Origin of the sequence: Brevibacterium sp. UCMA 11752 (genome assembly GCF_021532235.1) — a bacterium.
GTDB classification, from domain to species: Bacteria; Actinomycetota; Actinomycetes; order Actinomycetales; family Brevibacteriaceae; genus Brevibacterium; species Brevibacterium antiquum.
Genome location: NZ_JACBOS010000003.1, coordinates 2,071,689 through 2,090,753, shown reverse-complemented (window position 1 = coordinate 2,090,753; position 19,065 = coordinate 2,071,689). Strand labels below are relative to the sequence as shown.

General features: G+C 63.8%; 20 protein-coding genes. 11 read left to right on the top strand and 9 right to left on the bottom strand.

The features are described from left to right. The first annotated feature begins 207 nt into the window (after nt 1-207). The 3 genes from HU144_RS09325 to HU144_RS09315 all read left to right on the top strand — a co-directional run bounded on the left by HU144_RS09325 (nt 208) and on the right by HU144_RS09315 (nt 4,100). Nucleotides 208-555, top strand: coding sequence for a PadR family transcriptional regulator (locus HU144_RS09325; RefSeq protein WP_096145910.1), 348 nt, complete (start codon nt 208-210; stop codon nt 553-555). Continuing rightward, nucleotides 552-1,517: an HAAS signaling domain-containing protein gene (locus tag HU144_RS09320; RefSeq protein ID WP_235351127.1), complete on the top strand. Its 966-nt coding sequence runs from the start codon at nt 552-554 to the stop codon at nt 1,515-1,517. Before HU144_RS09325 ends, HU144_RS09320 begins: the two co-directional genes overlap by 4 nt. A gap of 63 nt (nt 1,518-1,580) precedes the next feature. After that, nucleotides 1,581-4,100: an ABC transporter gene (locus tag HU144_RS09315; protein WP_235351126.1), complete on the top strand. Its 2,520-nt coding sequence runs from the start codon at nt 1,581-1,583 to the stop codon at nt 4,098-4,100. 2 nt (nt 4,101-4,102) lie between these two features. On the opposite strand, the gene HU144_RS09310 is transcribed toward HU144_RS09315, so the two are convergent. Both HU144_RS09310 and HU144_RS09305 read right to left on the bottom strand, forming a co-directional pair. Then, a complete protein-coding gene (locus HU144_RS09310) occupies nt 4,103-4,336 on the bottom strand; it encodes a hypothetical protein (protein ID WP_198396948.1) in 234 nt (77 codons plus the stop codon). Beyond that, nucleotides 4,333-4,752, bottom strand: coding sequence for a hypothetical protein (locus HU144_RS09305; protein WP_198396947.1), 420 nt, complete (start codon nt 4,750-4,752; stop codon nt 4,333-4,335). Before HU144_RS09305 ends, HU144_RS09310 begins: the two co-directional genes overlap by 4 nt. 152 nt (nt 4,753-4,904) lie before the next feature. Between HU144_RS09305 and HU144_RS09300 the strand changes: the two genes are divergently transcribed. Both HU144_RS09300 and HU144_RS09295 read left to right on the top strand, forming a co-directional pair. Next, on the top strand, nt 4,905-6,068 hold the full coding sequence (locus tag HU144_RS09300; RefSeq protein ID WP_235351125.1) for a sensor histidine kinase: 1,164 nt from the start codon (nt 4,905-4,907) through the stop codon (nt 6,066-6,068). Next, entirely contained in the window at nt 6,065-6,751 is a 687-nt protein-coding gene (locus tag HU144_RS09295; RefSeq protein WP_235351124.1) for a response regulator, read from the top strand. Before HU144_RS09300 ends, HU144_RS09295 begins: the two co-directional genes overlap by 4 nt. 18 nt (nt 6,752-6,769) lie before the next feature. Here HU144_RS09295 and HU144_RS09290 read toward each other — a convergent pair whose 3' ends face one another. Continuing rightward, on the bottom strand, nt 6,770-8,065 hold the full coding sequence (locus tag HU144_RS09290) for a class I SAM-dependent methyltransferase (protein WP_235351123.1): 1,296 nt from the start codon (nt 8,063-8,065) through the stop codon (nt 6,770-6,772). Between the two features lie 194 nt (nt 8,066-8,259). On the opposite strand from HU144_RS09290, the gene HU144_RS09285 reads away from it, so the two are divergent. After that, nucleotides 8,260-8,664 carry a universal stress protein gene (locus tag HU144_RS09285; RefSeq protein ID WP_235345912.1) on the top strand — a complete coding sequence of 135 codons (405 nt, stop codon included), beginning with the start codon at nt 8,260-8,262 and terminating at the stop codon, nt 8,662-8,664. A gap of 58 nt (nt 8,665-8,722) precedes the next feature. Here the strand turns inward: HU144_RS09285 and HU144_RS09280 are convergent, their stop codons facing one another. From HU144_RS09280 to sucC, 3 genes are all read right to left on the bottom strand, one after another. Then, nucleotides 8,723-9,934, bottom strand: coding sequence for a threonine aldolase family protein (locus tag HU144_RS09280; protein WP_235351122.1), 1,212 nt, complete (start codon nt 9,932-9,934; stop codon nt 8,723-8,725). A gap of 278 nt (nt 9,935-10,212) precedes the next feature. Beyond that, on the bottom strand, nt 10,213-11,109 hold the full coding sequence (sucD, locus tag HU144_RS09275; RefSeq protein WP_198396941.1) for a succinate--CoA ligase subunit alpha: 897 nt from the start codon (nt 11,107-11,109) through the stop codon (nt 10,213-10,215). Nucleotides 11,110-11,127: 18 nt separating this feature from the next. Then, nucleotides 11,128-12,297, bottom strand: a complete 1,170-nt coding sequence (sucC, locus tag HU144_RS09270; protein WP_235345914.1) for an ADP-forming succinate--CoA ligase subunit beta — start codon at nt 12,295-12,297, stop codon at nt 11,128-11,130. A gap of 195 nt (nt 12,298-12,492) precedes the next feature. Here sucC and HU144_RS09265 point away from each other — a divergent pair, with 195 nt between their 5' ends. The 5 genes from HU144_RS09265 to HU144_RS09245 all read left to right on the top strand — a co-directional run bounded on the left by HU144_RS09265 (nt 12,493) and on the right by HU144_RS09245 (nt 16,220). After that, nucleotides 12,493-12,987, top strand: coding sequence for a MarR family winged helix-turn-helix transcriptional regulator (locus HU144_RS09265; RefSeq protein ID WP_235351121.1), 495 nt, complete (start codon nt 12,493-12,495; stop codon nt 12,985-12,987). A 78-nt stretch (nt 12,988-13,065) separates the two neighbouring features. Continuing rightward, the gene (locus HU144_RS09260) at nt 13,066-13,752 is read left to right on the top strand and encodes a GNAT family N-acetyltransferase (protein WP_235351120.1); all 687 of its coding nucleotides are present in this window, start codon (nt 13,066-13,068) and stop codon (nt 13,750-13,752) included. Between the two features lie 165 nt (nt 13,753-13,917). Further along, on the top strand, nt 13,918-14,631 hold the full coding sequence (locus HU144_RS09255; protein WP_235351119.1) for a hypothetical protein: 714 nt from the start codon (nt 13,918-13,920) through the stop codon (nt 14,629-14,631). Between the two features lie 39 nt (nt 14,632-14,670). Beyond that, nucleotides 14,671-15,867 carry an FAD-dependent monooxygenase gene (locus tag HU144_RS09250; RefSeq protein ID WP_235351118.1) on the top strand — a complete coding sequence of 399 codons (1,197 nt, stop codon included), beginning with the start codon at nt 14,671-14,673 and terminating at the stop codon, nt 15,865-15,867. Continuing rightward, the gene (locus tag HU144_RS09245) at nt 15,846-16,220 is read left to right on the top strand and encodes a hypothetical protein (protein WP_235351117.1); all 375 of its coding nucleotides are present in this window, start codon (nt 15,846-15,848) and stop codon (nt 16,218-16,220) included. The genes HU144_RS09250 and HU144_RS09245 overlap by 22 nt, the downstream gene beginning before the upstream one ends. Here HU144_RS09245 and HU144_RS09240 read toward each other — a convergent pair. From HU144_RS09240 to HU144_RS09230, 3 genes are all read right to left on the bottom strand, one after another. Beyond that, nucleotides 16,196-16,555 carry a hypothetical protein gene (locus HU144_RS09240; RefSeq protein ID WP_235351116.1) on the bottom strand — a complete coding sequence of 120 codons (360 nt, stop codon included), beginning with the start codon at nt 16,553-16,555 and terminating at the stop codon, nt 16,196-16,198. The two genes, HU144_RS09245 and HU144_RS09240, sit on opposite strands and share 25 nt — an antisense overlap. A 131-nt stretch (nt 16,556-16,686) precedes the next feature. Then, nucleotides 16,687-17,793 (bottom strand): adenosine deaminase, encoded by a 1,107-nt coding sequence (locus tag HU144_RS09235; protein WP_235351115.1) that lies wholly within the window; start codon nt 17,791-17,793, stop codon nt 16,687-16,689. Between the two features lie 89 nt (nt 17,794-17,882). Further along, entirely contained in the window at nt 17,883-19,016 is a 1,134-nt protein-coding gene (locus HU144_RS09230; protein WP_235351114.1) for a BMP family ABC transporter substrate-binding protein, read from the bottom strand. Nucleotides 19,017-19,065 lie beyond the last annotated feature (49 nt).

The window sequence follows — 19,065 nt, the reverse complement described above, 5'->3', positions numbered from 1 at the left end:
TCCCTATCGCTGTTCTCTCGCTCTTGAGCACAGGCTAGCCGAGGGATATTTCGCCGGCATTTCGGGTACGAAGCGAACATTTCCAGTTGGTTTCATCACGGCACTCCTGCAGATTCTCGCGCTTCACCCCACCTCTTCACCTAATTCCGGCCTCACACTATACCCCGCCTCTTGCAATAGTGTGTGTCACACACTATTGTGTGAAGCATGAACGAGGATGAAGAGCAGGCACTGGCAACACACGAACAAGAGCTGAGACGAGGCACCGTCGTCTTCGCCAGCCTCGTTGCCTGCCGTCAGCCTCAGTATGGGTACTCCCTGCTGACGACTCTCACCGAAGCCGGCATCGCCACAGAGGCCAACACCCTCTACCCCCTGCTGCGAAGACTTGAGAAACAAGGGCTGCTCAGTGCCGAGTGGAACACCGAACAGGCGCGTCCACGCAAGTACTACAGCGTCACCACCAGTGGTGCCGAAGTCGCCGCAGCACTCCACTCCCAATGGCTGGAACTCAACACCAGCATCACGAAACTCTGGAAAGAAGGAACACCATGAGTGCGCTCACCACCATCTACGTCGACAATGTGGTCAGCCACCTCCCGGAGGACTCCCGAGGTGACATCGCGGCAGAGATCAAGGCCACAATCGACGATATGGTCGAAGACCGACTCGGCGACCTGGAACATCCTGCAGACGAGCAGACCGCGGCTGCCGAACGCGAGGTGCTCGAAGAGCTCGGCGATCCGGCCCAGCTCTCCCGGGAGTACACGAACTCGCCACAGCATCTCATCGGGCCGAAGTCCTACCCGGTCTTCATCTGGGCGATACGCTGGGTGCTTCCGCTCGTCGCCGTGGCCGCGGCCGTGACGAACTCAATCGCGTTCATCGCCACCAACGATGAGGTCCAGATCGGGGCGCTCATCGGTCAGCTCGTCGGCAATACGATCGTCGCGCTGCTCACGGCCTTCGCCGCAATCACGATCATCTTCGCCCTCGGCGACAAAGAGATGAGCGGAGGTGCAGCAGATAAGATCGCCGGCACGAAGAAGGACTGGTCAGTCGATCAGCTGCGCGCGACGGATGCGAAGGCGAACCAGATCCGCGCCGAGGCGGTCCTGAACCTGATCTTCCTCGTCCTTCTGGCGCTGATCCCGCTCATCCCGACCTCGCTGGTCTACGTCGGGCATCTCAACAACGGCGAGACATTCATCAATCCCGACCTGGGATCAGGATGGCTGCTCGGCTACTGGGGTTTCCTGGCCCTCATGGCCGTTATCGAAGTCATCAAGCTGGTCCGTTCTTCGACCAGTGCCGCGCTGATCATCACCGGTGTGGTCCTCGACGTGGCGATGGCCGTCTTCCTCACCATCGCTCTGCTGACGCAGCAGGTGCTGCACCCGGATCTCACATCCGCTTCGGGCGCCGAGGTGCAGCAGATCATCACCGTCATCGCAATCTGGGCCATCGTCATCTGGGATCAGATCAGCACGTGGCGCGCCCACCGAGCGAACCGCTGACCGCGTAGCCTTGTCCGGGTGCAACCTCACCGTTGCACCCGGACGAGAGGAAGTGGCCATTTCATGACCGAAGAGATCGGCGTCGTCGGCGCTCGCGAGCACAACCTGTCCGGTTTCTCCGTCTCTCTGCCGCATAGGCAGCTCATCGGCATCTGTGGTGTATCGGGCTCGGGCAAGTCGTCGTTGGCGTTCGACACCATCTACGCCGAAGCCCAGCGCCGCTACCTCGAATCGGTCTCCCCGTTCACCCGTCACCTCCTCGGCGCGGTCTCCGCGCCCCAGGTCGACCGGATCACGGGCCTTCCTGCCGCAATTGCAGTCAAACAGCTCGTGTCGACTCCCCCGGAGAATTCGAGCGTGGGCACCCTGTCACAGGTCTCTGATCTGCTGCGGGTGCTGTTCTCCCGCTTCGGCGACTACCCCGCGAACCAGGGCCGTCTGCTTGCCTCGGCATTCTCCCCGAACACGGTCGAAGGCGCCTGCCCGACGTGCGCGGCGAAGGGCAGCATCCATGACATCGACCTCGACGCCGCAGTGCCCGACGAGACCCTGACCATCCGCGAGGGCGCCATCGCCGCCTGGCCGGGAGGATGGTTGGGCCGGAACTTCAAACACCTTGTCGAGGCACTGGGAATCGACGTCGACATTCCCTGGAAGCGCCTGCCCGCTGACACCCGCACCTGGCTGCTGACCACGGAAGACACACCATCCGTGACCGTCGAGCCGGAGAAGATACTCGACCACGTCGCCCGCGAATACACAGGCAAATTCCGCAGCGCCCGCCGGTACCTGCTCGACACAATGGTCACGACCAGCAGTGCCACGATCCGCGAGCGCACCGAGGAATTCCTCAGCAACGACCTCTGCCCCGATTGCCATGGGAGTCGCATCAACCCTGCCGCATTGGCGGTGACGATCGGCGGGGCGAATATCGCCGAGGTGGGCGACCACCGCCTCACAGACCTAGCCGTGACGATCAACGCCGCCATCGCCGCCGACCTCGAACGCGGCCCCAGCGAATCGAAGCGATTCTCCGCAGCCACAGATGAGGCCGCCCACGTCCTCCTCGACGAACTCGACAAGCGCACCGACGTGATCGAGCGCCTGGGCGTCGGCTACCTTCCGCCCAAACGGTCAGCGGCCACCCTCTCCCCCGGTGAGCTGCAGCGACTGCGCTTGGCAGCCCATCTGCACAGCGGCCTTCACGGCATGGTCTATGTCTTCGACGAACTCTCCACCGGTCTGCACCCGAAGGACACTGATCACCTCTTCACCCACATCGAGGCTCTGCGCGATGCGGGCAATACGGTCATCCTCGTCGAACACGATATGGAGATCGTGCGCCGCTGTGATTGGGTGATCGAGCTCGGTCCCGGCGGAGGTGCACGTGGAGGCCAGCTCATGTTCTCCGGACCTGTCGCCGAGGCACTCGACGGGGAGAGCTCGACCGCTGTCCGCCTGCGCAATGAGGCTCCCAGCGAACCTTGGCGAGCACCCCAGGAATTCGAAGATTGGGCTCGGTGCACCAGTCTGTCGGCGAACAACCTCCGCGGTCTGGCACTGTCCTTTCCCATCGGCGGTCTCACCACTCTGACTGGAGTCTCCGGAGCGGGCAAGAGCTCGGTGCTGCGGTCGGTGGCGATACTGGCCAGGAGCGCTGGAGCCTCCCCGTTCGATGGTGAGGAGGAACCGTCGACGATATCCCGGCGCAGTGGCAGCGGTGGTGAGGGAGGAGATCTTGCCGAGGCCGATGCTGCCGGGCTCGAGGTCTTCGACCGGGTGGTCAGCTTCGATCAGTCCACCATCGGCCGGTCCCCGCGATCAGTCATCGGCACCTACCTGGGCATCTTCGATAAGATCCGCAGCCTGTTCGCGAAGACCGATCTGGCGCGCAGTCGTGGCTTCACCGCCTCACAGTTCTCCTTCAACACCGCCCGGGGACGCTGCCCCCGCTGTGAGGGCCTGGGCATCATCACCATCGATCTCGTCCACCTGCCGGCCTCCAGCGGCACCTGCCCCGAATGCGAGGGCCGCCGATTCATAGAGGAGACACTCGAGGTCACAGTCGAGGAGCTGACCATCGCGGATGTCCTCGATCTGTCGATCGATGCGGCGGCGACGGTGTTCGCCGAACGCCTCGGTCTCGTCGCCCATTTCGAGGTCCTGCAGAGGGTCGGCCTCGGTGGTCTGCTGCTCGGACAGTCCTCGGCGACGCTGTCCGGCGGTGAGGCGCAGCGGCTGCGGCTGGCCGCGGTGATGCGAGCCAGGAAGCGACGTGAGCGCTCACTATTCATCCTTGATGAGCCGGCCAACGGCCTGCACCCCAGTGATGCTCGGGTCCTGGGGAGGCTCTTCCGCCAGATCGTGGACGAGGGCGATACGATCCTCATCGCCGATCACAATATGGAGCTGGCCGCCGGCTCGGATTGGCTCATCGACATGGGCCCTGGACCTGGTCCCCAGGGCGGTCACATCGTCGCCTCCGGCCGGCCGGACGAGGTCGCCACGGCAGGTGTCGGGGCCACGGCCTCGGTGTTGGCACGTCGATTCGGCACAGCGGGCTCAGGCGCTGCAGACGGCTGACTTCAGTTCCGGCGGGTCAGCCGTCTGTACCCGAAGCCACCTGCCAACCCGGCTCCGGCGAGCGCACCGACAGGGAGGCTCACCGGGGCAATGACCAGCACCGCTTCCTGCCAGATCCCTGCTATGAGGTCGTTGACGATGATCATGGCGAGGGCTCCTCCAATGAACCCGAGCATCATCAGACCGATGACACGCGCCCAGAGCCGACCACCTCGGCGGGCTTCGTTCCCGGTCACTGTCCGAGTCGATTCAGAGTCCAGGTTCCCCATCGCAGACGGCGGACGAGCAGTGCCAGTCCCCCGGCGACGACACCCCAGACAGCGTTCGTCACGATCATGGGGATGATGGCCAGGGGCTGCGCCAACGGCCCCTCGAGGTGGCCCAGCAGAATCGGGGACAGGATGCCGCTGAGGATGATGGCACCGAGGGCGTAGACGAGTCCGACGATGCCCCCGCTGAGGAGCGGGTTCGCCGACCGAGACAGCCCTAGGGCCAGCACCCACACCAGTGTCACGAGCGCCGTCATTCCGAGAGCGATGGATTGGGTGGGAAGCCCGGAGCTCTCGAGGGCGATACGCGCCACGGGACGGACGAGGCCGAGCAACCCGAGAATGATGAGCAGAGGCCACTTGAGTTCGCGAAAATACTTCATTCTTCAAGATTAGGGTCATTGGACATCCTGCCGAATCGGCTCACACGCGCGACCGGCGTCGAGTTCTGAGGACCGTCCCGTACGTCGAGAAGCGACATTGCCGGGCGCTTCCGGCGGTGCCCACTGAGGTGAGACGACTCTATGCTGGGATCATGGGACCGCGAAGAACCGACGCCATTCTCGCCATTGTGGTGACAGTGTCGTTGGCAGCCATCATTGCACTGGCACAGATCGACGCTGGGACACCGTTGCGGTCGCTGCCCTTCGTCTTCGCGCTCGGGTTCGGCGCCGTGCTTCTTCTGCGGCGCGGACTGCCGAGGTCCGTCGTCGTCCTCAGCGTCCTGGGGACCTTCGCCTACTACAGCCTTGACCTCGTCCCGATCGGGGTCGCTCTCCCCGTGGTCGCTGCGCTCTTCTCCGTCGCCGAGGTGGGGCTGACCCGATTCGCCGTCGTTTCGGGAGCCGTGGTGTTCCTTGTGTCGACCGCCTTTCGGATTCGTGATGATTCGCTTCCGCTCGGTCGTCTTCTCGGCGCCGAGTCGATCTCAACGATCGCACTCATCGCTGCGGCGATTGCCCTCGGACATGCTGTGGCCTCCCACCGACGCTTTCTCGACCAACACACCCAGCTGCTCCATCTCCAGGACGAGCACCTGCGCAAGGAATCCGAGAGACAGATCCAGCACGAGAGACTGCAGCTCTCCCGCGACCTCCACGACACGCTTGGGCACAAGCTCTCGGTCATCTCTCTTCATGCTGCGGTCGGCATCGAGGCGATCGAACAGGGTGGAGAGGATCGTTCGGAGGCAGCAGATGCGCTTGACCGTGTTCGCGCCGAAGCCGGAGAGTCACTGAGCGATCTGCGATCCATGGTCCGTCTCCTGCGCTCCGGGGACGAAACGACCCGCACCACCCTCGGCATCGACGGCGTTGAGGCTCTCCTCGAACAGGCCAGGTCCATGGGGATCTCGATCTCGTCAAAGGTCGGGCTCTCACCCGGCCAGGTGCCCTCCCCTGTCGAGGCTGTGATCTTCCGCGTCGTCCAGGAGGGAATCACGAACGTGCTCCGACATGCCTCGGCGACGGCTGTCAGCGTCGAGATCGGACTCAGCGTTGACGACGTCACTGTGACAGTGGCTGACGACGGAGTTGGAACCGATTCCGCTGCCACGCTCGGAGAAGAGAGCGCGGGAGGACACGGACTCAAGGGGATAAGCGAGAGGGTGCGCCTCCTCGGCGGACAACTCAGCACTCGGTCCGCCCCGAATCGGGGCTTCACCCTGCATGCCACGCTGCCGAGGAGGATCGACTCATGATCTCCATTCTGCTGGTCGACGATCAGGAACTCGTGCGCACCGGACTGCGCCAATTGGCCGTCAGCGATGGAGATATCGATGTCGTCGCCGAGGCGGCAGATGGTCGAGCAGGGCTCGGCCTCGTGCGACAGCTGGCTCCCGATGTCGTGCTCATGGACATCAGGATGCCTGTGATGGATGGGATCACGGCGACGAGGCTCATCACCCGCGACCCTGGGCTCAATTCCACTAAGGTCGTCATGCTCACGACCTTCGACGACGATGAGGACATCGTGTCCGCCATCCAGGTCGGCGCCAGCGGCTACCTCCTCAAAGACATCAGACCGGCCGATCTGCGCTCGGCCATCCGCTCCGTCGCCGGCGGTGATTCGCTCCTCTCCCCGTCGGTGACCAATACGGTGCTGCGACGATTGAACGCCGGGCAGAAGGCGATGCCGCGACCCGAACTGCTCGAGGCGCTCACCGATCGCGAGAGGGAGGTTCTGGCACGTATCGGTCGCGGTGAGTCGAACCAGCAGGTAGGTGCCAGCCTGTTCATCAGCCCGGAGACTGCGCGCACCTACGCCAGCCGGCTGCTGGGCAAACTCGGAGCACGTGACCGGTCACAGCTGGTCGTCCTCGCCTACGAGTCCGGGCTTGTCGTCCCCGGAGATGCGGTGCCGGAAGGCAACGGCCAGACATGAGTGATCGCTCGCGTGAGCTCAACCGCGTCTGAGGCTGCGGACGACGGTGAACTTGCTGGTGCGAGCGACCTGTTCGCTGGGTCCGATGACACGCTCCAAGGTCTCGCGGTAGTGCAGGTGTGAGTTGTAGACCGTGAAGACCCGCCCACCAGGTGCCAGCAGCTCGGCCGCTGTGCGCATGAGTCCCGCAGCGGTGGCTGTTTCGATGGTCGTGCCCTGATGGAACGGCGGATTGAGCAGAATGAGGTCGTGCCCGCCAGTGCGCACCGAAGAGTCTGCGCCTGTCAGAGCCTGCACATCCGTGGCATCGGCGAGGATGGTCTCAACATCGAGTCCGTTCGCGTCTGCGGTCTCCCTCGTCGAGGCGACCGCCGCCTTCGATACGTCCACTCCGGTGCCCTTCTCCGCGGCCGTCACCTGCATCGCAGCTGTGAGCAGCCATCCGTTCCCGCACCCGAGGTCAAGGACCGAGTTCGGGGACCCAGGTCCCGCCTCGGCGAGTTGAGTCTCGGCGAGTTGAGTCTCGGCGGACCGGGCCTCGGAAGACTGGGCCTCGGCGGACTCAGATTCGGCTGCCAGAGCCGTGAGCAGCGCGGCCGAGCCTTCATCGCTTTTGACCCCGGAGAAGCAGGCTCCGTGGGCTCTGACCTGCAGCGGACCTGTGGCCGGATGATCGATTCTGCTGTGCTTGGGAAAGCTCGGTAGGCTCGGCGATGACAGCGGGCGGCTGCCGATGATCATGCGGTGCTTGCCGACGCCTGGCGAGACATCGACGCGGGCGAAACCACGCGCCAATTCCTTGTTCACGGCTCGGCTCATCGAATCGCTGCGGCCGATGACGACGATCGTGGTCACGTGCGCCTGGACGGCGGCGATCGTCTCGGCCAACGCTTGGGTGGCCTTCGGTGCGTTGACGATCGCCCAGACTTCTTGCGCTTCCGGGGCGAAGACAGCGAGATCGTCGATGGCACTGGCCTGATCTGCCACCTCGGCGACGGTGCGCGCTTCGTCCACACGATCGTTGTAGGTGCGCACGGGTACGATCTCGCTCAACAGCCGCGACTGCAGTCCCTGGCCGTCATCGACGATGAGGACCTCGTGCGGAAGCCCGGCAACCGCCTCGGCGTCCACGAATGTTCCTTCCGTCGCACGCCCGGAGACGTCGAGCTCTCCGCTGCGTCTCCCCAGGACATAGTCGGTGAGGATCCTGGCCTGTGGGAATCCCGGAACTGCAGCGAGCTCGGGAAACTGTTCCAGCAGCTCCTGACTGCGGTGGCGGGCAGAAGAATCCGGCGACAGGAGGGTAGAAGGCATTAGAACAGTCTAGTCGGACTGAGCCCCTGCTTCAGTCGCGGATGCGCCACCACCAGGAACGACCGATTCACACAGATCTGCGGTGCAGCTTGAGACTGATTTGCGTGCAGGTTGGGGCGGACTGAGGAGCGTCGCAGCACGCAGATGTGCTACTAATTGAGGGAGCTTCGTCCAGTGTCGTATCAGGAGAGATCATGACAATTCTCGTCGGTTATTCCCCCTCACCCGAAGGCAAGGCTGCCGTCACGTTCGGCATCGACCAGGCGAGGGCCTTCGATGACACCGTGATCGTGCTCAATGCCGGCATCGGAGAGACCCCCGACGAACGCGGTGTCGCGACGAATCAGGACATGGACGAGCTCAAAGAGGCGCTGCGCTCATCCGAGGTCTCCCATGAGATCCTGCAGTTCCTACGCGGCAATGACCCTGTTGAGGAGCTCCTCGCCCTCGCCGAGGCGACCGAAGACACCCGCATGATCGTGATCGGATCGCGTCGCCGCTCCCCCGTCGGCAAACTCATCATGGGCTCAACCGCTCAGCGCATCATCCTCGACGCCGACGTTCCTGTCGTCTCTGTCAAGGCCGACAAGAAGAAGTAGTGCGCTGGGGAGGACTCACTCCCACGCAGCACATACCTACCGTTGAGCACGCTGTAGCTTAGGCCTCGACGATGGCTGCGATGAGGTCGTCGACGTCCTCGGCAGTGGTGTCGAAGGCGCACATGAGGCGCACGACATTCTTGGCCATGGGCCAGTCGGCAAAGGCGAATTTCTGCCGAGCTCGTGCTGCGACCTCCTCAGGCATGTGCACGAAGACGACGTTGGATTCGGTCTTCGCCACGATCGAGATATCGGGTGCACGGCCGGTGGCGGCCGCCTCGGCGAGGCCAGCTGCCAATCGTTGGGCCATGGTGTTGGCGTGACTCGCGGAGGTGCGCCACAGCTCGCCATCGTAGAGGGCGCCCAGCTGGGCGGAGAGGAATCGCATCTTCGATGACAGCTGCAGGTTCATCTTACGCAGGAACTTCATCCCCTGGCCGATGTCGGGGTTGAGGACGACGATCGCTTCTGCGCCGAGGAGTCCGTTCTTCGTCCCACCGAGGCTGATGATGTCGACGCCGGTCGCCGTCGTCAGCGATCCGAGCTCAGTGTTCAGGTAGGCCGCGGCATTGCCAAGACGCGAACCGTCAACATGCAGGATCATATCGAGCCTGTGAGCCGTCTCGGCGATCTGGCGAATCTCCTCCGGCGTGTATGTCGTGCCCCACTCGGTCGATTCCGAGATGCTCACGGCCAAGGGCTGAGCGTTATGTTCGTTGCCGCGGCCGAGGACCGCGCCTTCGATGATCTCGGGAGTCAGCTTCCCGTCGGGGGTAGCTGCGCCAATGATCTTGAGTCCGCCGACCTTTTCCGGTGCGCCGGTTTCGTCATAGTTGATGTGGGCGGAGGCTGCGGTGATGACGGCCGCCCAGCGGGGCAGCGCCGACTGCAGCGCGAGGACGTTGGCGCCGGTGCCGTTGAAGACCGGGAACGCCTGGGCGGAGGGGCCGAAGTGGCCCTTCATCACCTCGCCGAGGCGCGCGGTCCAGGGGTCGCCCCCGTATCCGGGAGTGTGTCCGACATTGGCGTCCGTGATTGCGGCGATGACTTCCGGGTGGGCACCGGCCCAATTGTCGGAGCCGAAGTTGCGCGGGTGAGCCGAAGGCGAGGTGTCGACGGGCTGCGGGTCGACGGGCTGCGGGTCGAGGGGCTGCGGGTCGAGGGGCGTCGCCTGGTCGAGGGGCGTCGCCTGGTCGAGGGGCATCGCCTGGCCGGGTGGCGTCGCCTGGCCGGCCGGTATGTTCTGGGACAGCGGTGTCTGATCATTCACACGTTCAGATTAGCCTCCCGCGCCGGCCCCGCACAGTCCGTTCCACAACCACCCGTTGCAACGGGGTGATTTGATGCTGGCGGGATGGGTTGCTGAACCAACTGGAGGGAAAGCGAGCCCGGGTGTGAATTGCTGCTCCCGGTGCGTGACGCATCGGTACGCGCCGCCGCCAGCCGCTCACTTTCCTGCGGACACGCAAAAGCGCGGTCAAGGTGCAGTTGCCCAGCGTGTGTGCTGAGCGGTCGCACCCTGACCGCGCTGTTGTCGAGCGGGACGACTCAGGCGAGGAGTTCGCGCATGAGGTCGGCGGTTTCGGTCGGGGTTTTGCCGACCTTCACGCCTGCAGCCTCAAGGGCTTCCTTCTTCGCCGCAGCGGTACCTGAGGAGCCGGAGACGATGGCGCCGGCGTGGCCCATGGTCTTGCCCTCGGGAGCTGTGAAGCCTGCAACGTAGCCGACGACCGGCTTCGTCACGTTGTCCTTGATGTAGGCAGCGGCACGCTCTTCAGCGTCTCCGCCGATCTCGCCGATCATGACGATGGCTTCGGTCTCAGGATCGTTCTCGAACGCTTCGAGCGCATCGATGTGCGTGGTGCCGATGACCGGGTCACCACCGATTCCGATGGCAGTGGAGAAGCCGAGGTCACGCAGTTCGTACATCATCTGGTAGGTCAGCGTGCCGGACTTGGAGACCAGTCCGAGCTTGCCCTTCTTGGTGATGTTGGCAGGGATGATGCCTGCCAGCGATGCCTCTGGCGAGATGATGCCCGGGCAGTTGGGTCCGATGATGCGGGTCGCATTGCCTGCGGCCTGAGCACGTGCCCAGACTTCGGCGGCGTCCTGGACCGGGATGCCCTCGGTGATGATGACGAGCAGACCGATCTTGGCGTCAACGGCTTCGATGGCCGCATCCTTGGAGAATGCAGGCGGCACGAAGGCCACGGAGACGTCGGCACCGGTGGCTTCCATTGCCTCGGCGACTGATCCGAAGACGGGCAGCTCAACTTCGTTGCCGTCTTTGTCGTTGTGCTTGACGGTGGTGCCGGCCTTGCGGGCGTTGACACCGCCGACGACGTTGGATCCGGCTGCGAGCATGCGCGCAGTGTGCTTGGTTCCTTCGCCGCCGGTGATGCCCTGGACGATGATCTTCGAATCGGAATTCAGGAAGATAGACATTTATGTAAAGACCTTTCCTTACTTGGCAGCAGCCAGTTCGGCGGCCTTATCGGCTCCACCGTCCATGGTGTCGGTCAGAGTGACGAGTGGGTTCGCGGCTTCCTTGAGGATCGCACGTCCTTCTTCGACGTTGTTTCCGTCGAGGCGGACGACGAGCGGCTTGGTGGCCTGGTCGCCGAGGATCTCGAGGGCCTTGACGATGCCGTCGGCCACTGCGTCACAGGCGGTGATTCCGCCGAAGACGTTGACGAAGACTGACTTGACCTGCTCATCGCCGAGGATGACCTCGAGACCGTTGGCCATCACCTCAGCAGAGGCTCCGCCTCCGATGTCGAGGAAGTTGGCAGGCTTGACGTTGCTGTGCTTCTCACCGGCGTAGGCGACGACGTCGAGGGTCGACATGACGAGTCCGGCACCGTTTCCGATGATTCCGACTTCGCCGTCGAGCTTGACGTAGTTGAGGTCGAGCTTCTTGGCCTTGAGCTCGAGTGGGTTCTCTGCGCTGTCGTCGCGCAGCTCCTCGTGCTCAGGCTGGCGGAAGTCGGCGTTCTCATCGAGAGACACCTTTCCGTCGAGCGCGATGATGTCACCGGCACCGGTCTTGACCAGCGGGTTGACCTCAACGAGGGATGCGTCTTCCTTCTCGAAGACGGTCCACAGGGACATCAGCACGGGGGCCACCTTAGCGGCGGTCTCCGCGTCGAAGCCTGCTTCCTTGGCGATCTCTTCGGCCTTCGCAGCATCGATTCCGTCGATGGCAGAGACTGGTATCTTGGCGAGAGCTTCCGGGCGTTCCTCAGCGAGCTGCTCGATCTCAACTCCGCCTTCCTTGGAGCACATGGCCAAGTAGGTGCGGTTGGACCGATCGAGGAGGACCGAGAAGTAGTACTCTTCAGCGATGTCTGCGCCTTCGGCGATCATCACCTTTTCGGTGATGTGGCCCTTGATGTCGAGACCCAGGATGTCCTTGGCGCGAGCTTCGGCTTCTTCAGGATTCTTCGCAACTTTGACGCCGCCGGCCTTGCCGCGGCCGCCCATCTTGACCTGAGACTTGACGACGACTACTCCGCCGCCGAGGTCTTCGGCTGCCTTCTTCGCTGCTTCTGGTGTCGTCGCGACCTGAGCCTTGAGCACGGGCACTCCGTGCTTCTCAAACAGGTCACGTGCTTGATACTCGAAAAGATCCACGTGTATTCCTTCGTTTCTACTGCCGGGTCTTTTGGCCCCGCAGGTGCGTTGACGGATGCAACAACCATGACCACTTTATTCCCAAGTGGCCCCGTCCATCCAAACGTGCAGGCCAAATCAGCCAATGAGTAAGAAATGTCTCGCTAAAAAGTATCTTTGGTCCAAAGAATCTTGATCTGGACGTAAAATCGGAACATGGACGAGGTTGATCGGATTGTCGCGGCATGGCGCCACGAGCGCCCGGATCTCGACGTGTCACCGATGGAGATACTCTCCCGCGTCTCACGGCTGGCCCGCCAACTGGATTTGGCACGGAAGTCCAGCTTCAGCGACTACGGCATCGAGGGGTGGGCCTTCGACGTGCTCTCCGCCCTGCGCCGTTCCGGTGAGCCCTATCAGCTCTCCCCCTCAACTCTGCTGCAGGAGACATTGGTCACCAGCGGCACCATGACCAACCGCATCGATCGACTCGTCACCGCCGGCTGGGTCGAACGACTGCCAGACCCCGGAGATCGCCGAGGTGTGCTCGTGCGGTTGACGGCCGCTGGCCGCGCCACGGTCGACTCCGCTCTTGCCGACCTGCTGGTCAAGGAGCGCGAGATCCTCAGCGACCTGACTCCGGCAGGACGTCGCAAGCTCGCCTCACTGCTGCGGCAGCTCTCGACCGGATTCGACGCCGACGAGAACTGAGCACCTGTCACAGGGTGCACTCGGGCAGACCCAGTCCGACGGAAGGAAGAGTTCAATGACGAACGAGAAGGAGATGTCATGACCGACGCGAACCTCACCGACTGGACCGGGGTCAAACCACCTCGGCGGGAGACGATCCACGGTCGCTATGTCGACCTCGAGCCCCTCGACCCCCAGCTCCATGCGGATTCACTCTTCGCAGCAGCCTCGGCGGACGGATCGGATGAGCGTTTCCGGTACCTGCCGCAGACGCCGCAGACCGCACGCTCGGACTTCGACGAGTGGATTCGCACAGCGTCCGAATCGACCGATCCGCTGTTCTTCGCCGTGGTCGACCGCAGCACCGGGCGGGCCGAGGGTCGACAGGCGCTGATGCGCATTGATGCGAACAACGGCGTCATCGAGATCGGCAACATCCTGTGGGGACCGGCCCTGTCACAGACTCGAGGAGCCACCGAGGCGTTCTTCCTCTTCGCCGACCTTGCCTTCGCCAGCGGGTACAGGCGCTTCGAATGGAAGTGCGACAACGACAATGCCCCGTCGAAGAAGGCAGCGACGCGTTTCGGCTTCACCTTCGAAGGTCTGTTCCGACAGCACCTCGTCATCAAGGGCCGCAACCGCGACACCGCATGGTTCTCCATCATCGACACCGAATGGCCCAGCCTGCGCGCGGCCTATGTGCGGTGGCTCGATGAGGACAACTTCGACGAGGCCGGAGCGCAGAAGGTCAGCCTGAGCGATCTCATGCCGAACCGAGCACAGTAGACAGCAGTGAACGCACGAGCTCGATGCAAGCCGAGCAGTCGGACCCCAGCAATCGGGCCCAGGCCAGCGCGTCCACCGGTGCGAGCGCGACCTCTCGGATTAGGCTGGAAGGCGAGACCGGGCCCTGGGCCCGGCACCGCCACGACGACCACCTCACGAGGAACCATGCGAATTCGCTCTCTTGCCCTCCTGACCACCGCCGCAGTGCTGGCCACGATGACAGCCTGCGTTCCCACCTCGGAGGAGACCCGGCCGGCCCCGCGTCCCTCCGTCAGCGAAGAGGAGGTCACCCCGGTCGAGACCCCCGATGACGCTCCGAAGGTCTCCATCGTCGACTCCTCCCCCGGCGGAGCGAAGGACGCCGATCCCCTGTGGCAGGGCCTCGCCGAGGCGGCCGCGAACAAGTCCGAGGCCTACCTCAAGGTCTATGTCCACACCGGCAACCCCGACGTTCCCGACTCCGGTGAGGCCACCATCACCGCCGACACTCCGGACAGTGTCAGTGTCACCGTCGATGCCGAGAACGTCGATACGAAGAAGTCACCGTTCCTGCTCGTTCAGGGGACCTTCACCGTTGAGGAGATCGGCGGGTCCGCGTACACCCTGAAGGCGAAGAACTCCGATGACATACCGGAGCTCGACCCGAAGGGCCCCGATGATGAGGCTCGGTGCACGGCCGAGGACGCTCAGGACCGAATCTCGCTGGCCGCTCAAGATCTGGCCGATGACCCCGATAAGCGTGAGGACTTCCGTCAGCAGTGGGGCGCCTCTCCCCAGGTCTGGTGGGGCATTCAGAAGACCGCAGCCAGCCTCAACCAAGAGGGTGGAGTCGCTGGTGACTTCCTCACCGAGGCCTGCGGGGAGTACCTTCAGCAGTAAGGCAGACACCTCAGAACTCGCACGAGAGAACCACACCCCATGAAGATCGCGATCGTTGGAGCCGGCATCGGCGGACTCTCAGCCGCCGTCGGCCTGCAGAAGGCCGGCGCACAGGTCACCGTGTTCGAAAGGGCCGCCGAGGTGCGCGCCGGGGGTTCAGGTCTGTCCGTCTTCGCCAATGGGCTCAGGGCCCTCCAATCCCTGGGCCTCGGCCCTCAGTTCGCAGCGATCACTGACAAGAAGGCAGAGTCCTTCGCTGCGGGCCAACGACGCCCCGACGGACGCTGGATCGCACGCCTTCCCACCGACAGCGTCGGAGAGCTGCGGATCGTCGACCGAGCCGACCTGCATCGGATACTGCTCGATGCCCTCGATGAGGGAACCGTGCGCACCAACGCCTTCGTCACCTCGGCGAGCATCGCTGGAACGGTGACGGTCGGACCCGGTCCCCAGGAAAACTTCGATCTCGTCATCGGTGCCGATGGTCTCAACAGCCAGGTGAGAGAGACCATCAAGTCCGGAATCGGACCTCGCTATTCGGGATATTCGAGTTGGCGTGGAATCACCGAACGCCCGGTCGACCTCGATGGAGCCGCTGGCGAGACCGTGGGTCGGGGCCTGCGCTTCGGCATCGCTCCACTCAAGGACGAGCGCGTGTACTGGTTCGCGGTGGCGAACATGCCCCAGCACGCGAGTTTCGCCGATGAGAAGGCGGCTGTGCGGGACCTGTTCTCCTCCTGGCACGCACCGATCGCTGAGCTCATAGCCACGACACCGAGTGACCGAATCCGGCGGACCGCGATTTCAGACCTGGCCACTCCCCTGGCGACCTACCACCGGGGACGCGTCGTCCTCCTCGGCGATGCGGCCCATGCGATGACCCCGAATCTGGGTCAGGGCGGCGGTCAGGCCCTCGAGGATGCAGCGACGCTGACCGCGCTGCTGGCACCGGTCATCGCGGACTCGTCCGGCCCAGTGTCCCCAGCGGACTCGGTGAGCTCAGCGGGTACGTCGACGTCAGCAGGAGGAGTCGACGTTCAGCTGCGGCGTTACGACCGGCTGCGCAAGAGGCGCAGTCAGTCGATTGCAGCGAAGTCTCGAATTCTCGGTGCCGTCTTCCAGATGCAGTCACCGTTCCTGTCCGGAATCCGAGATGCGATCTTCTCTGCTGCGCCTGCCAAGGTCACGGCGGCCCAAGCCGCCAGCGTACAGAAGTGGCACCCGCCGAGCGCCTGAGCTGGCGGCTGGCGGCTGGCGGCTGGCGGCTGGCAGAGCTTGTTCGCCCGATGTGTCACATCACGGGCGAGGCACGTCAGGGAATCCCGTCCATTGCAGCGGGGGCGGCAGATGCCCTCGTCGCCCGGATGCTCAACGCAACCATCGACTGGCAGATCAGGCCCACGGCCGATGAAGCCTTCGCGACCAACGATCATTCCGACGCCGGCTGGGACGCACAAGTCCTCGATGAGTTCGAGGCGCTAGTTGTCGAACTCGCGCCGCTGGCTCAGCGGCTGACGAACGTCCTGACACGATTCGAGGGAATGCGGCACCGAGGTCCGAGGCCTCAGCCTTCGAGTGCCCGGTTGTAGGCGTCGACGACCGAGGGCAGGAAATACCCCAGAAGCACAGCAAGCGCCGTGACCAGACAGGCCAGCCCGAGCCACAGGGTTCCGGCGATGACGCTGAAGGCGAAGACGATGACGAGCAGTTCGAAGGCGATCGCCGCCGGCCGGGCCCAACGATGCAGTTTCCATGATCCGCGCGCCGCAGCGGCCACGCCGGCAGCGAAGATGAGGAACATGACGGCCAGCCCCAGCAGCGAACCTGCAAGAGCACCTGCACTGAGAGCGGTGAGGATGAATGACAGGGCGGACCCCAGCAGGGCAAGCACCTGAATCCCGAGAACCACAACGACCAGCAGCATCGCTCGTGGGGTGGGAACACCGTAACCGTCAGACGCCGACGAATCGCCCGTGCCTGTTGATCGTCCCGACGCCGATGAACCACCCGACGGAGAAGAGCCGCCGGGTGTGTTCGAACTCCTGTCCCGTGAACTCAAATATTCACCCGGGCGAACCCTGGAATGAGGATCTCGTCGAGCATGCGCTCGCGCACGTCGAGGGGCAGGAACGCCGCGGTGACAGCGTTGACAGTCGCCCATTCGAGGTCTGTCTGAGTCCAGCCGGCCTCATCGACGAGCAGACGCATCTCACGCGTGACCGACGTCGCTGACATCAGTCGGTTGTCCGGGTTGATGGTCACAGCGAAGCCCAAGTCTTTGAGTCCGGTGATCGGATGGGAGGCGATGGAGCCGCCGATGTCGGTCTGCAGATTCGAACTGGGGCACAGCTCGAGCGGAATCTGCTGATCGAGAACCCAAGCAGCCAGGCTGCCCAGCTGACCTTCGCCCTCGACGATGTCCATGTCCTCGACGATGCGGGCACCATGACCGATGCGCTGGGCATGGCAGATGGTGAGAGCTTCGTGGATCGAGTCCTTGCCGGCAGCCTCACCGGCGTGGATCGTCACGGGCACATAGGCCTGGTGGAGTGCGTTGAACGCGGACAGGTGCGCCGAGGGCGGGAAGCCGTTCTCAGGACCGGCGATGTCGAAGCCGACGACTCCGGATTCGGATCCCTTCTCGCGGTGCCTGATGGCCAGTTCTGCGATGGCCATGGAATTGTCCGCCTGGCGCATGGCTGTGATGATCTGACCGACGCGGATGAACTTGCCGTCCGAGGAGGCTTCGATGACTCCGGCTTCGAGTCCTTCCTGAACGGCTTCGACGACCTCGTCGAGTTCGAGTCCGCCTTCCAGGTGCTGCTCCGGAGCCCAGCGGGCCTCAGCGTAGAACACGCCGTCGGTGACCTGGTCGAGGACCCATTCCTTGGCCACCCGCATCAGGCCCTCTCGACTCTGCATCACGGCAGCCGTGTGCGAGAAGGTCTCGAGATAGCGGACCAGATCACCGGAGCTCGCGGAGTCGCGGTACCACTTGGCCAGCGCATCCGGTTCGGTGGCGGGCAGTTCGTGGCCGACAGAGGCAGCCAGTTCGATCAGCGTGGCGGGGCGCAGGCCACCGTCGAGGTGATCATGGAGGGAGACTTTGGGCAACTGCAGGATCGGGTCGTCTGCTGCGACACCAGCGGGATTATTCAACACCCGCACAGCTTATCGGATCAGCGTGGAAGAACGATGTGCGAAACATGCCCCGCCGTCGATGTCACCGCCGTCGGTGCCTCACCCCGTGCTCAGGACTTCCTTGGATCGATGTCCCCGCTCTTGATCCGCTCCCGCAGATCGGCGATGCTGCGCCCTGCGTCGGACGTCTGGCTGAGGAAACCGTCCTCGGCGGCGATCCTCACACCGCCGTTGTCGATCGTGCCCTTGTAGCGGCGGTCGGCAACGAGGAATCCACCCATCTCGGTGGGATCCTCCTTCGACGCTTCGGCAACCTCGTCGGGATTCTTGCTCTGCGGCCATTCGGGGAACATGCTCCGCAGACCCCTGCGGATGTTGGGTTCGATGGTCGCGATGATCGTGTCGCTGAAGGCCCCCGGTGCTCCATACCAGATGACCTTCGGCAGAAACGGGTCTTCTCCCTTGTCCTCCGGCTTCGGCTCTTCGGTGGTCAGAGCCTGCTGCTTCTCGGTGGCCGCGGTGACCACTCCCATCGCAGCCGCCGACCCGAAGGGGACGAGGACATCGACGTCCGAATCATGGGCTGCGTCGAAGAAGTCCTTCCCCGCATCGCTGGTGTCGGCGACGGTCCGATCATCGACCGCTTCCTCCCGGAAGGACTTCACGTGCTCGACATCCTCATCGGCTTCGTCGTTGTAGAGGTCGACGCCGGCATCGAAGGCGTCGAGAATCTTCTCCGCCTGTGGGAACCCTCGTGACACGACCGTGGCGACCTCACCCGATTCACTCGCCGTGGCCGCAATGTACCCGGCGATGAAGGCCGGCGGCACGAGGTCGAAGTCAATGCTGAGCACATTGTCCGGGAAGTCATCGTGACCACTGGCCACACCCAGGTAGAGGCCCTTGGAGTGGGCTCTGGCCTGGTCTGCCAGTTCGTCGGCGCCCCCGGGCCCGAGCACTGTCGTCAGCGCGCAGTCCTTATCGTTCATCCTCTTCAGAGCCGCCGAGGTGGCCGATGAGTTGGTCACCCGCTGGCTCGATGTCGCGGAGAACAGTCCCTGAGACCGTGCCAGCTCCGTCTCCGCCAGGGTGAGAGCCCCGGCCGAGTGATCGTCGAATCCTGCCGGAGCCGAGATCATGCACCCGAGCGTGGCATCTTCGACTGGCTCGGGAGCCGTCATCGAGCAGGCGCTCAGTGCCACCAGGCTCAATGCGCTGAAGCCGGCGCCCAGCACCGTGCTCATGACCTTCACTCTCATGTCTCCAAGATTATCGGTTCCGCCTGAGTCCCGG

What these genes read in the sequence shown, in the direction of transcription:
- HU144_RS09255 (WP_235351119.1), top strand. Translation starts at nt 13,918, where the DNA reads ATGCGAATTCGCTCTCTTGCCCTCCTGACCACCGCCGCAGTGCTGGCC.
- HU144_RS09260 (WP_235351120.1), top strand. Translation starts at nt 13,066, where the DNA reads ATGACCGACGCGAACCTCACCGACTGGACCGGGGTCAAACCACCTCGG.
- HU144_RS09295 (WP_235351124.1), top strand. Translation starts at nt 6,065, where the DNA reads ATGATCTCCATTCTGCTGGTCGACGATCAGGAACTCGTGCGCACCGGA.
- HU144_RS09290 (WP_235351123.1), bottom strand. Translation starts at nt 8,065, where the DNA reads ATGCCTTCTACCCTCCTGTCGCCGGATTCTTCTGCCCGCCACCGCAGT.
- HU144_RS09315 (WP_235351126.1), top strand. Translation starts at nt 1,581, where the DNA reads ATGACCGAAGAGATCGGCGTCGTCGGCGCTCGCGAGCACAACCTGTCC.
- HU144_RS09305 (WP_198396947.1), bottom strand. Translation starts at nt 4,752, where the DNA reads ATGAAGTATTTTCGCGAACTCAAGTGGCCTCTGCTCATCATTCTCGGG.
- HU144_RS09240 (WP_235351116.1), bottom strand. Translation starts at nt 16,555, where the DNA reads ATGCTGCTGGTCGTTGTGGTTCTCGGGATTCAGGTGCTTGCCCTGCTG.
- sucD (WP_198396941.1), bottom strand. Translation starts at nt 11,109, where the DNA reads ATGTCTATCTTCCTGAATTCCGATTCGAAGATCATCGTCCAGGGCATC.
- HU144_RS09285 (WP_235345912.1), top strand. Translation starts at nt 8,260, where the DNA reads ATGACAATTCTCGTCGGTTATTCCCCCTCACCCGAAGGCAAGGCTGCC.
- HU144_RS09250 (WP_235351118.1), top strand. Translation starts at nt 14,671, where the DNA reads ATGAAGATCGCGATCGTTGGAGCCGGCATCGGCGGACTCTCAGCCGCC.
- HU144_RS09265 (WP_235351121.1), top strand. Translation starts at nt 12,493, where the DNA reads ATGGACGAGGTTGATCGGATTGTCGCGGCATGGCGCCACGAGCGCCCG.
- HU144_RS09300 (WP_235351125.1), top strand. Translation starts at nt 4,905, where the DNA reads ATGGGACCGCGAAGAACCGACGCCATTCTCGCCATTGTGGTGACAGTG.
- HU144_RS09325 (WP_096145910.1), top strand. Translation starts at nt 208, where the DNA reads ATGAACGAGGATGAAGAGCAGGCACTGGCAACACACGAACAAGAGCTG.
- HU144_RS09230 (WP_235351114.1), bottom strand. Translation starts at nt 19,016, where the DNA reads ATGAGCACGGTGCTGGGCGCCGGCTTCAGCGCATTGAGCCTGGTGGCA.
- HU144_RS09320 (WP_235351127.1), top strand. Translation starts at nt 552, where the DNA reads ATGAGTGCGCTCACCACCATCTACGTCGACAATGTGGTCAGCCACCTC.